Here is a 13,626-nt window from a genome sequence, read left to right as displayed (position 1 = left end):
ATCATGGCTTCGATGTCCACACCGCTCACCCTGCCCGTGCTGCCCCTCGATGACGAGGTCGTGCTGCCGGGAATGGTGGTGCCGCTGGACCTGTCCGACAGCGATGTACGGGCGGCGGTTGAGGCCGCACAGGCCGCCGCCACCGGAGGAGAGAAGCCGCAGCTGCTGATGGTGCCGCGGATCGGCGGAAGCTATGCGGCCATGGGCGTGCTCGGCAGCGTCGAGCAGGTCGGACGGCTCGCGGGCGGCGACCGCGGCGCCCTGATCCGCGCACGCGGACGTGTGCGCGTCGGTTCCGGTACGAGTGGTCCCGGCGCGGCCCTGTGGGTCGAGGGCACCCCCGTGGCCTCCGAGGACGGGGGCCCGGGCACGGAGGAGAGCGGCAGCGGCGAAGCACCGGACGCCGCCGCGGACGGGCAGCGTTCCGAGCTGATGACCGAGTACAAGGCCCTCGCCGCCGACTGGCTCCGCAAGCGCGGCGCCTGGCAGGTCGTGGACCGGCTCCAGCAGATCGACGACGCGGGCCAGCTGGCCGACAACGCCGGCTACTCGCCGTTCCTGTCCACCGAGCAGAAGATGACGCTGCTGGAGACGCTCGACCCGGTCGAGCGGCTGCGCTTCGCCGTCTCGACGCTGCGCGAGCACCTCGCCGAGCAGGACGTCGCCGAGTCGATCGCGAAGGACGTGCAGGAGGGCGTCGACAAGCAGCAGCGGGAGTTCCTGCTCCGCCGCCAGCTCGACGCCGTGCGCAAGGAGCTCGCCGAGCTCAACGGCGACCCCGAGGACGAGGGCGAGGACTACCGCTCCCGTGTCGAGGCCGCCGCCCTGCCCGAGCACGTGCACAAGGCCGCGATGAAGGAGCTGGAGAAGCTGGAGCGGTCCTCCGACCAGTCGCCCGAGGGCGGCTGGATCCGCACCTGGCTCGACACCGTGCTGGAGCTGCCCTGGAACGAGCGCACCGCGGACGCGTACGACATCGCCGGAGCACAGGCCGTGCTGGACGCCGACCACGCCGGACTCCAGGACGTGAAGGAGCGCATCACCGAGTACCTGGCAGTCCGCAAGCGCCGTGACGAGCGCGGTCTCGGAGTCGTCGGAGGCCGGCGCGGAGGTGCCGTCCTGGCGCTGACCGGGCCGCCCGGAGTCGGCAAGACCTCGCTGGGCGAGTCCGTGGCGCGTGCGATGGGACGCAAGTTCGTGCGCGTGGCGCTGGGCGGCGTACGCGACGAGGCCGAGATCCGCGGTCACCGCCGTACGTACGTGGGTGCGCTGCCCGGACGCATCGTGCGTGCCGTGAAGGAAGCCGGCTCCATGAACCCGGTGGTGCTGCTGGACGAGGTGGACAAGCTCGGCGCGGACTTCCGCGGCGACCCCTCGTCGGCGCTGCTGGAGGTCCTGGACCCGGCGCAGAACCACACGTTCCGCGACCACTACCTGGAGGTCGAACTCGACCTGTCCGACGTGGTCTTCCTCGCCACCGCCAACGTCATGGAGGCGATCCCGGACGCGCTGCTGGACCGCATGGAGGTCGTGCAGCTCGACGGCTACACCGAGGACGAGAAGGTCACGATCGCCCGCGACCACCTGCTGCCGCGCCAGCTGGAGCGGACCGGCCTGGAGGCCGACGAGGTCCGGCTGGAGGACGGCGCGCTGCGCAAGCTCGCCGGGGAGTACACGCGGGAGGCGGGCGTACGCAACCTGGAGCGCTCCGTCGCCCGGGTGCTGCGCAAGGTCGCGGCCCAGCACGAACTGGGGGAGCGTGAACTGCCCTTCACCGTAGGGGCGGACGAGCTGCGCGCGCTGATCGGCCGGCCGCACCACACCCCCGAGTCCGCTCAGGACCCGGCGGAGCGGCGCACCTCCGTGCCCGGCGTGGCGACCGGACTCGCCGTGACCGGCGCGGGCGGTGACGTGCTCTTCGTCGAGGCGTCGCTCGCCGACCCCGAGACGGGCGGCTCCGGGCTGACCCTGACCGGGCAGCTGGGCGACGTGATGAAGGAGTCCGCGCACATCGCGCTGTCGTATCTGCGGTCGCGCGGCGCGGAGTTGGAGCTGCCGGTCGGCGATCTGAAGGACCGCGGAGTCCATCTGCACGTGCCCGCGGGCGCGGTGCCCAAGGACGGGCCGAGCGCAGGCGTCACCATGACCACCGCGCTGGCGTCGCTGCTGAGCGGACGTCAGGTGCGTACGGACGTGGCGATGACCGGAGAGGTCTCGCTGACCGGCCGGGTGCTGCCCATCGGCGGCGTCAAGCAGAAGCTCCTCGCCGCGCACCGTGCGGGCATCACCACGGTCGTCATCCCGAAGCGGAACGAGCCCGATCTGGACGATGTGCCCGAGGAGGTGCTGGAAGGGCTCGACGTCCGGCCGCTCTCCGACATCCGCCAGGTGCTCGAACTGGCCCTGACGCCCGCGGAGTCCGGCCGCGCCCCCGGCGAGCAGGAGCTCCCGGTGGCGGCCTGAGCCCGCCGCCCGCTGCCCGCCGCGCGCAGGGTGTGCGGCGGCAGACGGGGCTCACCGGCCGGGAAGCCGGTGCCGGACCCCGCCCACACTGCCCGTGGGCGGGGCCGGAGCGCGCCGGAGCCGAGCGCTACCCGTTGGCGAGCGCCTTGAGGCGGTCCATCGCTCCGTTGAACAGATCGTGGTCGCCCACGGTCGGCCCGCTGGAGGTGTACTGCCAGAAGGTGTAGAAGCCCCAGCCCTTCGGGAGCGTGCCGGCCGACGAGGCATAACGCGCGACCCACAGCGGGTTGCTGTTGCCGAAGCCGCCGTTGTTGCCCGTGCACTGGCTCCACCAGTCCGTCGTGGTGTAGATGACGGCGTCACGGCCGGTCTGTGCCTTGTAGGTGCTGGTGAAGTCCTTGATCCAGCTGACCATCGCGCTGTCGCTCTTCCCGTAGCAGGTGGAGCCGTACGGGTTGTACTCGATGTCGAGCACGCCGGGCAGCGTCTTGCCGTCCTTGCTCCAGCCGCCGCCATGGGCCGTGAAGTACTTGGCCTGCGCGGCGCCGCTGGAGTTGTCCGGCAGCGCGAAGTGGTAGGCCCCGCGGATCATTCCGACGTTGTACGAGCCGTTGTACTGCTGCGTGAAGTACTCGTTCGTGTACGAGGTGCCTTCGGTCGCCTTGACGTAGGCCCACTTCACGCCGCTGCTCCACAAGGTCGACCAGCCGACGTTGCCCTGATGGCCGCTCACGTCGACGCCGTGCACGCTTGCGGCGAGAGCCCCCGGCTGTGAACCGCCGGTGGAATCACCGCCCTCGTGCATGCGCACGCCGACGCCCATCGAGGCTTCGCCGGGTTTGACAGGGTCGGGTTGAGGGGATGCCGCGCTCGCCGCACCGGGTGCGGTGATCAGCAGGGCGAGTGCGGAGATGAACAGTGCCGCCGCAGTGAGGAACCTTCCTCCGCGGCGAGCCGTACCGGATCCGTGACCTGGCATCGCTGCCTCCGAGGCCGTGGGGGGGCGGGGGACGAATGGCGGTGCGTGTAGGCGGTGTTGCGGTTCCGTGGGGGGCTCGGCATGCCCTTTCTGGTGTGGGCATGTCATATCTGTAACGGTACGCGCACAGACATATTCGGGGAAGACGGACAGCACGCCTCAGGAGCCCGTACCTGCGAAATCCAGCCGCAGCTGCGACGATCGCCGTCGGCGACGCGGAGTCTGCGCGCGTAGGTGCGGGGACGGGAAGACGGAAGAGGCGTACAGGTGGACGAGTCCATGTGGCAACACGCACCCGAACTGCTCGAACTGGAGCGGGAGTTGGCCGTCTTCCTGCGCCGGGCGCGTGCCTTCTCGGGTGAGCTCGCCCGCGAGGTCCATCCGGAACTGGAGCCCGCCGCCTACGGACTCTTCGTACGGATCGACGACGGCGGCCCCCAGCGGGCCACCGACCTCGCCGTCTACTTCGGCGTCGGCAAGGCGACCATCAGCCGCCAGCTGCGGGTGCTGGAGAACCTCGGGCTGATCTACCGCGCCCCCGACCCGGACGACGGCCGCGCCTCCCTCGTGCATCTCACCCAGCGGGGCCGCGAACGCTTCCGCGCGGTGCGGGAGGCGGTACGGGCCGAGTACATGCGCAAGCTCGGGGCCTGGGACCCGGTGGAGATCGCGGAACTGGCCCGGCTGCTGCACCAGCTCAACGCCATGTCCGACGGCGAGAGTTGACGCTCCGCGCGTCAGGTCCCGACGGGCTCCGGCCCGCCCAGCTCGGCGAAGACCGCCGACGCGTCGTCGTGCCGCTTGCCCCGCGGGTGCGCCGTGCCGTGCGGATCGGCGCGCTCCGCCTCCCGTACGGCTGCGATCAGCGCCGCGGTGCCCTCCTTCCGTACGAAGGCGAGCAGCGCCGCCCAGTCACCGTGCCGGAACGTCTGGCTCCAGCGTGCCGCGCCGTCGCTGAGGGCGAGCAGCGCCCGTACGTCGGCGCGCGGCGTCGAGCCGGTCACCGCGAGCGAGGCGACGCCGGGGTCCGCGGCGGCCGTGTAGAAGCCGGTGCCGCCTGGGGCGTTGCGCAACGCCTCGACGGCGCCCACGTATTCGTCGCGCGCGGCGCCGCGCTCCGGGCTGCCTTCGGGGAGCGCGCGCACCTGGTCGCGGAGCGTGCGGACGTGCTCGGGCAGCCGGTCGAGCCGGGTGTCGAGCACCTCCGTCACCGAGCCGCCCGGAGCCTCGACCAGCAGCGCCGAGTCGGACAGGACCAGGTGCTCCACGCGCTCCTCGTTCCAGCGGACCGCGACGACGGTCGCCTGCGGAGTGCGACTGTGAGAAAGGTCACAGATTGAACCATGTGCCGCGGCGGTAGACGAAATGGCTTCCGCAAGACATGCATCCAGCGTCAGATCCCGCTGTGCGGTGGCGAGTTGGAGCAGCGAACCGCCCAGCCGCGCCGTGAACCACGGCACTCCGTGCACGCATCCGGTCCCGCCCCGAGGGGGCGTCACACCGTCCAGGAGCACCAGCGCGCCGCCCTCTCCGGAGGAGGGGAGAGCCGCCGACACGTAGTCCTCGTTGGGGCGACGAGGATCTCCGGGTTCGCCGGTCATGTCGATGCGCATGCCGTCAGTCTGCACTCCGCCGCCAGCCGGCCGACGGCCCGCTCGCACGTGTCAAGAGCCGGAGAGCCACCTGAGGACCGCCAGGTCAGCGTCCCGGGGGGCCGGAGTTGACCGGAATTAGTCCGTCCGCAAGTATGCGATCGCGCATCCTGCCAGGGCGCCGACGGGTTTTCCAATTGAAGCCCGTTGCAGGCTGGTTGGGGTGCACAAGGGGAGTTGTTCGCCGACTCCCGGTTACGGTTCACTCCTTCGAGTGGTCCAGCAGGAGATGGTCACACCGCCTGTCATCCGTACTGGAAGGGTCTGACGGCGTCCGAGGGGATGCACAGGGACGACACGGGACCAATTCCGCTTCTGCGACACGAGGTTGGAATGAGCCGACCCCGGGCCGGTCCCGGGGCAGGCCCCGACGAGATTGCGAGCACGGGTGCGGACGAAGCTACTGCGGAAACCGGGCGGACCTGGTCTACCGGGCGGACTGCGGGCCAGGCCCGCGAGCCGGACCACGGGGGCGACGGCACAGGGCGGCGGTCCGTCCCAGCAGACCGGTCCCCGCCGCGCCCGGGTGCGCAACCGCCTGCTGGCCTCCGTCGCGCTCTGCTCGATCGCGGTGCTCGGCGCCGGCACCCCCGCGCTGCTCAACGCCTACGACGACCTCACCGAGTCCCAGCAGCTGGTCGACCGTGCCGAACTCGACAAGCGGGCCATCTCCCTGAGCCACGCCCTCGCCGACGAGCGCGACGGAATGGTCGAGTACGTCGCCGCGGGCCGTACGAGCCGCAACGGTGCGGGCGTCACCGAGGAGCAGCGCTCCCGGGTCGACCGGCAGATCACCGAGATCCGTGAGACGGCGCCCGCCTCCGTGCGCAAGGCGCTGGGCAAGCTGCCCCGCATGCGTCAGGAGGCACAGGCCGGCGACAGCGGCCCGCTGGACATCTACGCGGACTACACGGGCACCATCAAGACGCTTCAGGACGTGAGCGCCGGCGTCGCGCGTTCGCTGCCCGCGCGCGCCGACGGGCCGGGCGGCTCGGGCGCGGCGTACGCGCTGCCCGACCTGGGCCAGGCCGCAGCGCAGGCCTCCGCGGTGCGCGGGCTGCTGCGCGGCGGGCTCGCCGCGGGAGGACCGCAGCGCGCGCTGACCGCGGAGGCCCAGCGCGCCTCCGTACGCGAGCAGGGCGCGCTCGCCGACTTCGGCGACGGGGCCGACCGCGCCGCCCGCGATTCGTTCGCGAAGACGGTCACCGGCGCCGATGTCTCCCTCGCCGAGCGGTACTTGGCGCGGCTGACCGACCAGCCGTATCTCGCCCCGTCCGACCGCGGCCTGAACCACGGCCGCGTCGACGCGGCCCTGTCCGCCCGCATCGACGGCATGCGCGGCGTCCAGTCGTCCTTCGCGGCCGACGAGTTGAAGCATCTCGAACGGCTGCGGGACGACGACGTCACCGCCCTGGAGTGGGGGATCGCCCTTGTGGCGGCCTGCCTGCTCCTGGGCGCGGGCATCAGCGTGCACACGGCACGGTCGATGGCCCGCCCGCTGTCCGTGCTCAAGCGCGGCTCGAAGCGGCTGGCGGGCGACCCGGCAGGCGAGGAACCGGTCGTCTTCAACGGCAGAAACGATGAGTTCGCCGAAGTCGTACGGTCGCTGAACACGCTCCGCGAGACGGTCGTCGCCGCTCAGGAGCGTGCCGCCGAGGCCGAGGCCGACAACACCTACCTGGTCCGTCACAAGGACGCGCTCACCGCCGAACGGGACCGCGCCCGCAGCGAGTTCGAGACGCTGAAGGAGCGTCTGGACGCGCTGTCCGGCGCCGTGCACAGCACCTTCGTCAACCTCGCCCTGCGCACCCTGGGCCTCGTGGAGCGCCAGCTCGGCGTCATCGAGGACCTGGAGGAGCGGGAGAGCGACCCCAGCCGCCTCAGCACGCTCTTCAAGCTCGACCACCTGGCGACGCGGATGCGGCGCTACAGCGAGAACCTGCTGCTGCTCGCGGGCGCCGAGCACGTCACCGCGGGCCACTCGGGACCCGTACCGCTGCTGGACGTGCTGCGGGCCGCGATCAGCGAGATCGAGCGCTACGAGCGGGTGGAGCTGGGCACGCTGCCGCCGCACGTGCAGGTCTCGGGACACGCGGCCGACGACCTCAGCCACCTCGTCTCCGAACTCCTGGACAACGCTGCCACCTTCTCCCCGCCGGACGCCCAAGTGCAGCTCTCCGGCTGGCTGCTGGAGAGCGGCGAGGTGATGCTCTCCATCGAGGACGAGGGCATAGGCGTGACGAGCAGAAGACTCGCGGCGCTCAACGCCCGGCTCAGCGTCCCCGAGGGGCAGGACCCCCCGGAGATGGAGCCGGTGGGCGCGCAGTCCGCGAACCGCGGTCCGGAGGCCGGGCTCGGCATGGGCCTTTACGTGGTCGCACGGCTCGCCGCGCGGCACGGGCTGCGCGTGCAGCTGCGGGAGCGCCGGCAGGGCGGCGGCATAGCGGCCGTCGTCGCGGTGCCCAGCGCGCTGCTGCCCTCGCGACCCGCGCCGGTCGCGGCGGGAGCGCACGAGGCCTCCGGCACACGCCTGCCGGAAGCGCCGTCGTCCGCCTTCCCCGGATCGGTCGCGGAGGCCAACTCCAATGCGCTGCCCGACCGTCGGAGCAGCGGCGACCCGCTGGTCACGGCCGCGGAACAGGCCGTGCGGGACGCGGGCGCCACGGGGCGGGACGGCGACGGGGCAGCCGACGCCGCGGAGGAACACGGCTGGGCGCCGGGCGAGTCGGGCACACCGGCCGGTCATGAGCCGGAGCCGGGGGACCAGGCGGAGCCGGAGAGCCGCTCCGGGCCGGGCGGCGGCTCCGGGGCCCGTACCGGATCCGAGTCCGTGTCCGGGCCGGGACCCGAGTCCGTGTCCGAGCCCGAAGACGGCGCGGAGTCCAGCGGAATCCCGGAGCAGCCGACGGTGACCGACAAGGGTCTGCCCAAGCGGACCCCGCATCACGTGGAGGCGCAGACGAAGCCCGCACCGCCGTCCAGCCAGGGCGCGAACGCGGACGAGATGCGCCGCCGCCTGGGCGGTTTCCAGCAGGGCGCCGCCCACGGCCGCCGTGACGCGGCCGCCGAGACCGGCGCTGAGGAGAGTGTGATCGACCGACGGGGGGCGCAGTCAGATGGTGGCACCGCCGAGGAGGCTCGCACGTGAACGCGTCCACCACGCGCACTACCGACAGCACTCAAGCACGCAATGTGCGCTGGCTGTTGGAGAACCTTGTCGACGAGGTGCCGGGCATCCTGTCCGTCGCCGTCGTCTCGTCCGACGGGCTTCTGCTGCTGGCCTCTGACCAGCAGACGGCACCCGACGCCGACGACGCCGCTGCGGGCGCACACGGCCGCCCGCACCACGGCGGCGACGGCGGCGAGTCCGGCGGCACCGGCGAGAGCGGCGGCTCCGCAGGCCCCGCCGGGCACAGAGAGGCCACCGGCCGCCCGGCCGCCCGCAGGGGCGCCCGCCGCAGCCCGAAGGGGTCGAGCGCCGATCTGGCCACCATCGTCTCGGGCCTCGGCTCGCTCACTCTCGGCGCCGCGAAGCTGATGAACGGCGGCGAGATCCGGCAGACGGTGGTCGCGATGGAAGAGGGCTCGCTCTTCGTGATGTCGATCAGCGACGGTTCCCTGCTCGGTGTGCACGCCACGCCGGAGTGTGACATGAGCGTCATCGCGTACCACATGGCGCTCTTCGTCGGCCGCGTCGGCCATGTCCTCACCCCCGAACTCCGAACCGAACTGCGCTCGTCGATGGAGCTGAACCAGTGACACCTGCTGCTTCTCCCTCCCCTTCCTCTCCGCCTCCGTTGCCCGTACGGCGCGAGAGCGGCAAGTCGAAGAGAGTCCGTCCCTACACCCTCACCGGAGGCCGTACCCGCTTCGGCCATGTGCTGCTGGTCGAGACGATCGTCGCGGCGATCGAAGCCCCGGAGGAGCGCCCGGAGTTGACCTCGGGCGGTCTTCGCGACCGCGTGATGCCCGAGATGCGGGCGATTGTCGAACTCTGCCGCCGCATGCGGTCGGTGGCGGAGATCGCAGCACTGTTGAAGATGCCTCTGGGCGTGGTACGGGTTCTGCTGAGCGACCTCGCCGATCAGGGACGGGTACGCGTTCACGGCACCGGGCACGGCAGCGACCGTCCCGACCGTGCGCTGTTGGAAAGGGTGCTGGGTGGACTTCGCAGGCTCTGAGCCGGTCGTGGAAGAAGTGAAGGCTGCGGACGGGACGGCGCCCGGAGTGCAGGACTGGCAGGAGGATCTCTCGCAGGCCCCCATATCCACGAAGATCGTGGTGGCGGGCGGCTTCGGCGTCGGCAAGACGACGCTCGTGGGCTCGGTCTCCGAGATCGAGCCGCTGACGACCGAGGCGCTGATGACGCAGGCGAGCGAGTCCACGGACGACATCGCCGAGACGCCGGAGAAGACCACGACGACGGTCGCGATGGACTTCGGCCGCATCACGCTCGAATCGGACCTGGTGCTCTATCTGTTCGGGACACCGGGCCAGCAGCGCTTCTGGTTCATGTGGGACGACCTGGTGCGGGGCGCCATCGGCGCCGTGGTGATGGCGGACACCCGTCGCCTGGAGGACTGCTTCCCCGCTCTGGACTATTTCGAGAGCTGCGGGTATCCGTACGTCGTCGCGGTGAACCACTTCGAGGGCACCACCGCGTATGCCGCCGAGGACGTGCGGGAGGCCCTGTCCGTCCCGCGGCATGTGCCTGTCGTGGTCATGGACGCACGGGAGCGGCCGACCGTTCTGAAGTCCCTGCTCGCGCTGGTCAGTCACGCCCTGGAAGTCACTCCCGCCTGAACGGGCGCGGGACGCGAACTGCACGTACGTACGGAGAAGAGAGACCGCCATGCGGAAGATACTCATTGTCGGAGCCGGCCAGGCAGGACTTCAGCTCGCGCTGGGCCTCCAGGCGCAGGGCTACGAGGTCACCGTGATGTCGAACCGCACGGCGGACGAGATACGCGGCGGCCGCGTCATGTCGACGCAGATGCAGTTCCACACGGCGCTTCAGAACGAGCGCGACATCGAGGTCAACTTCTGGGAGAGCCAGACCCCCAAGGTCGAGGGCCTCGGCGTCTCCGTCGCGGACCCCGAGTCCGTGCAGGGCCCCGGCGAGACCAAGCGCGCCATCAACTGGCTCGGCATGCTGGACGGTTACGCCCAGTCCGTCGACCAGCGCGTGAAGATGTCCGGCTGGATGGAGACCTTCGCACAGCGCGGCGGCCAGCTCGTCATCCACGGCGCCGCCGTCTCGGACCTCGACTTCTTCGCGCAGAAGTACGACCTGGTGCTCGTCGCCGCCGGCAAGGGCGAACTGGTCTCGATGTTCGAGCGGGACCCGGAGCGTTCGCCGTACGACGCGCCCCAGCGGGCCCTCGCGGTCAGCTACGTCAACGGGCTCGGCCCCCGCCCTGAGCACCCCGACACCGAGGCCGTGCGCTGCAACCTGGTGCCGGGCGTCGGCGAACTGTTCGTCATGCCCTGCCTGACCACGTCCGGGCGCTGCGACATCCTGTTCTGGGAGGGCATCCCGGGCGGTCCGCTCGACGTCTTCCAGGGCGTCAAGGACCCGAACGAGCAGCTCGCCAAGACCCTTGAGCTGATGGAGCAGTTCACGCCCTGGGAATACGCGCGGGCCACGAAGGTGGAGCTGACGGACGCCAACGGCACGCTCTCCGGCCGTTACGCGCCGACCGTGCGCAAGCCCGTCGGGCGGCTGCCCGGCGGCGGCGCCGTGCTCGGCGTCGCGGACGTCGTCGTCGCCAACGACCCCATCACGGGCCAGGGTTCGAACTCCGCGTCCAAGTGCGCCGCGGCGTACCTCGCCTCCATCCTGGAGCGCGGCGACAAGCCGTTCGACGAGGAGTGGATGCACCAGACCTTCGACCGCTTCTGGGCCGACGTGCAGCACACCACGAAGTGGACGAACGCGATGCTCGCGCCGCCGCCCGAGCACGTGCTCAACATCATCGGCGCGGCCGGCCAGCTCCAGCCCGTGGCCGACCGTTTCGCCAACGGCTTCGACAACCCGGCGGACTTCGAGGAGTACCTCTACGACCCGGCGAAGGCCGAGGCGTACCTGGGCAGCGTCGCCGGCGGCTGATCCCCGGCTGATCCCCGGCCTCTCTCCGGCTGGGACTCCCGCCCGGTCTTCCCGTCTCCCGGCCCCGGCCGCCGCGCCCGGTGTTCCCGGCGCGGCGGCCCGTCACGGGCGGGGAAGGGGGACCCGCCCGTGGTCTGCGTGCCGTCCGCGCCTCAGCGCAGCGGCTTCGGCAGCCGGTAGTGGAGCAGCGAGCGCGCACCGGCGTCGGGCCGCACCGCGCCCCGTACATGCGGTACGGCGCCGACCGGCGACAGCTTCACGTCCGAACCCGGCCGCGGCGCGTGTACGACCTTGCCGCGCCCCGCGTACATCGCCACGTGCGACGCGCTCTTGTAGTAGACGACGAGGTCGCCGGGGCGCAGCCGGTTCATCGGCACGTGCCGAAGACCCTTCCACTGGCCCTGGCTGGTCCGCGGGATGGAGCGCCCCGCCTTCTGCCACGCCTTGTGCGTCAGTCCCGAGCAGTCGTACGCCTTCGGGCCCTGCGCGCCGAAGCGGTACGGCTTCCCGATCTGACGCAGTGCGAAGCTCACCGCCTCGGCGCCCGCGCTCGACGGCCTGCGCCGCACCTTCGAACCGCTCAGCCCGTGCGCCGACATCAACGAGCGCTGGGCACCGGCCTGTTGGGCCGTCTCCAGACCGCGCAGCCGGGTCAGCTGCTCGGGGGAGAGCGAGGCCAGCGTGCGTTCGACCTGCTTCAGCCGGGACCGTACGGTGTCGCGCTGCTTCTTCTTGCGGTCCGCGAGCCGCTGCTGTCCGGCGAGCGCCTTGCGGGCGACCGCGGTGAGATGCCGCTGCCTCTTCTCGCCCGCGACCAGACGCTGCACGGTCAGCGCCTGACGTCCCGCGGCGCGGGTGAGCACGCGCATGCCGTCCATCGCGTCGCGGGTGTCGCGGGTGAGCAGCAGCTGGACGACCGGGGGGAGCGCGATGTCGCCGCGCCGGTACTGCTGGCGGGCCAGGCGTCCGGCCTCGCGGCGGGACCCGGCGAGCGCGGAACGCAGCGAAGTCAGCGCGCGCTCGGCCTTCTTGGTGCGCTTGCGCTGCCGCTCCAGCTTGCCGGCCGTGGTGTTGTAGGCGTCGGAGGCCGACTCCGTCCGCTCGTACATGACCCGCAGGTCGCGCAGCAGCTCGGCGACCGGCTTGCCCACCGGGTCCGCCATGACCACGGGCACGGGCTGGAAGGCGAGTGCTGCCGCTGCCACCGTGGCCACCGCCCCGGCGGCGACGGAGCGTGGGACCCGTACGTGCGACACCGCTCGCCTCCGATCTGACTCGCTGACGGAGCGATCGTGCACGGCGCCGCCGGTTACCGGCGGGGATGTCCCGTTCCCGGCCGTGGTCAGTCACCCGAAGGGTGCGCGGGCGTCGTCCGTGCGGCGGCGGCAGGGAGCGGGCGGCGCGGCACGGGCCGCGGGAAGGCGGTTCGGAAGGTCCTTCCGGGCCGGGAACCCCGGGCTCACCTGCCGAAGAGGCGGCGTCCCGTGAGGCGGCGGGCGGCGTCAGCGGCGAGCCCGATCTCGTGCCCGTAGGCGTCGGGCAGCCACCGGAGGGCGGGCTGGTCCGCGGTGTCGGCCAGATCGAGCGCGGTCGCCAGCACGCTGGGAGACGGACGGGACTCCGGGGTCTTGTGCAGGCACGCGAAGAGCGCGGGGCACAGGCCGTCGGGCACGCCGGTCAGGTCGGGATCCTCGCGGGCCATGGGCAGCATGTTCCCGGCGAAGGGCTGGTGGGCGCTGGAGGCGAAGACGAGGGTGGCGCCGAGGTCGAAGACGTCGTCGGCCCGCTCGTCGGTGGCGGGGCCGCTCATCCTGCCCAGCGCGAGACCGTAGTCGACGACGCGGGGCGCGTCGCCGGCGAGTATCACGTTGTGCGGGCCCAGATCGCGGTGGGTTATGCCCGCCGAGTGCAGCGCCATCAGCGAACGGGCCAGCGCACCGCCGAGAGCGCGCACCGACGACTCGGGGAGCGGGCCGTACTTGGCGACCAGCACCTCCAAGGAGACGCCGGGAACGAAGGCGTTGGCCAGCCAGGGCCGGGCGCTGTCGAGTTCGCAGCCGGCGGCGTCCGCCACGTACACGCTGCTCACGTTCGACGAGGCGGACTGCATCTCCTGCCGGAGCCGCGCTCTGAGCGGCCGGTCGCGGATCAGCTCGGGCCGGAGCGTGCGCACGGCGACGAGCATCTTCCGCGCACCGCGCTGTGGTGCCCCCCGCCCCAGGTACACCGCGCCCATGCGCCCGTCGCCGAGAACCCCGTGAAGGCGGTAGGGGCCCAGCTGCTGGGGGTCTGTGCTGCCGAGGCTCGCCATCCCTTGGATCACGCTGAGCAGCCTAGGCGTACTGCGAGTACAAGGGGACGTCGCGAACAGAACCATCGCAGTTCTTCGCAAACTTCACGTGAGCCTCAGAAATCATCACGGA

General features: G+C 71.7%; 11 protein-coding genes. 7 read left to right on the top strand and 4 right to left on the bottom strand.

Annotated features, from left to right (window positions below):
* The first annotated feature begins 3 nt into the window (after positions 1-3).
* Complete coding sequence (gene lon / locus HCC61_RS04555; RefSeq protein ID WP_169133975.1) at positions 4-2,463, top strand: endopeptidase La; 2,460 nt, start codon at positions 4-6, stop codon at positions 2,461-2,463.
* 127 nt (positions 2,464-2,590) lie between these two features.
* Here the strand turns inward: lon and HCC61_RS04550 are convergent, their stop codons facing one another.
* The gene (locus tag HCC61_RS04550; protein WP_169133974.1) at positions 2,591-3,442 is read right to left on the bottom strand and encodes a lysozyme; all 852 of its coding nucleotides are present in this window, start codon (positions 3,440-3,442) and stop codon (positions 2,591-2,593) included.
* Positions 3,443-3,721: 279 nt separating this feature from the next.
* Between HCC61_RS04550 and HCC61_RS04545 the strand changes: the two genes are divergently transcribed.
* On the top strand, positions 3,722-4,168 hold the full coding sequence (locus HCC61_RS04545; RefSeq protein WP_169134499.1) for a MarR family transcriptional regulator: 447 nt from the start codon (positions 3,722-3,724) through the stop codon (positions 4,166-4,168).
* An 11-nt stretch (positions 4,169-4,179) separates the two neighbouring features.
* Here the strand turns inward: HCC61_RS04545 and HCC61_RS04540 are convergent, their stop codons facing one another.
* Positions 4,180-5,055, bottom strand: a complete 876-nt coding sequence (locus tag HCC61_RS04540) for a protein phosphatase 2C domain-containing protein (RefSeq protein ID WP_169133973.1) — start codon at positions 5,053-5,055, stop codon at positions 4,180-4,182.
* A 427-nt stretch (positions 5,056-5,482) separates the two neighbouring features.
* On the opposite strand from HCC61_RS04540, the gene HCC61_RS04535 reads away from it, so the two are divergent.
* Genes HCC61_RS04535 through HCC61_RS04515 form a run of 5 tightly spaced genes read left to right on the top strand, consistent with a single transcriptional unit; the run spans position 5,483 to position 11,203 of the window.
* Positions 5,483-8,242, top strand: coding sequence for a nitrate- and nitrite sensing domain-containing protein (locus HCC61_RS04535; RefSeq protein WP_346777025.1), 2,760 nt, complete (start codon positions 5,483-5,485; stop codon positions 8,240-8,242).
* Positions 8,239-8,853, top strand: a complete 615-nt coding sequence (locus HCC61_RS04530) for a roadblock/LC7 domain-containing protein (RefSeq protein WP_169133972.1) — start codon at positions 8,239-8,241, stop codon at positions 8,851-8,853. Before HCC61_RS04535 ends, HCC61_RS04530 begins: the two co-directional genes overlap by 4 nt.
* 38 nt (positions 8,854-8,891) lie before the next feature.
* A complete protein-coding gene (locus tag HCC61_RS04525; RefSeq protein WP_051344608.1) occupies positions 8,892-9,275 on the top strand; it encodes a DUF742 domain-containing protein in 384 nt (127 codons plus the stop codon).
* A 7-nt stretch (positions 9,276-9,282) separates the two neighbouring features.
* A complete protein-coding gene (locus HCC61_RS04520) occupies positions 9,283-9,897 on the top strand; it encodes an ATP/GTP-binding protein (protein WP_346777024.1) in 615 nt (204 codons plus the stop codon).
* A 49-nt stretch (positions 9,898-9,946) separates the two neighbouring features.
* Positions 9,947-11,203: a styrene monooxygenase/indole monooxygenase family protein gene (locus tag HCC61_RS04515; protein ID WP_169133969.1), complete on the top strand. Its 1,257-nt coding sequence runs from the start codon at positions 9,947-9,949 to the stop codon at positions 11,201-11,203.
* Positions 11,204-11,355: 152 nt separating this feature from the next.
* Here the strand turns inward: HCC61_RS04515 and HCC61_RS04510 are convergent, their stop codons facing one another.
* The gene (locus HCC61_RS04510) at positions 11,356-12,408 is read right to left on the bottom strand and encodes a C40 family peptidase (RefSeq protein WP_346777023.1); all 1,053 of its coding nucleotides are present in this window, start codon (positions 12,406-12,408) and stop codon (positions 11,356-11,358) included.
* A gap of 254 nt (positions 12,409-12,662) precedes the next feature.
* Positions 12,663-13,526, bottom strand: a complete 864-nt coding sequence (locus HCC61_RS04505) for a protein kinase (protein WP_169133968.1) — start codon at positions 13,524-13,526, stop codon at positions 12,663-12,665.
* Positions 13,527-13,626: the final 100 nt, after the last annotated feature.

It is taken from the genome of Streptomyces sp. HNM0575, assembly GCF_012726265.1.
Taxonomy (GTDB): Bacteria; Actinomycetota; Actinomycetes; order Streptomycetales; family Streptomycetaceae; genus Streptomyces.
This window is presented reverse-complemented; position numbering and strand designations above follow the sequence as displayed.

Bases quoted from the DNA above. Each gene is read 5' to 3' on its own strand.
- lon (WP_169133975.1), top strand. From the start codon at position 4: ATGGCTTCGATGTCCACACCGCTCACCCTGCCCGTGCTGCCCCTCGAT.
- HCC61_RS04550 (WP_169133974.1), bottom strand. From the start codon at position 3,442: ATGCCAGGTCACGGATCCGGTACGGCTCGCCGCGGAGGAAGGTTCCTC.
- HCC61_RS04545 (WP_169134499.1), top strand. From the start codon at position 3,722: ATGTGGCAACACGCACCCGAACTGCTCGAACTGGAGCGGGAGTTGGCC.
- HCC61_RS04540 (WP_169133973.1), bottom strand. From the start codon at position 5,055: ATGCGCATCGACATGACCGGCGAACCCGGAGATCCTCGTCGCCCCAAC.
- HCC61_RS04515 (WP_169133969.1), top strand. From the start codon at position 9,947: ATGCGGAAGATACTCATTGTCGGAGCCGGCCAGGCAGGACTTCAGCTC.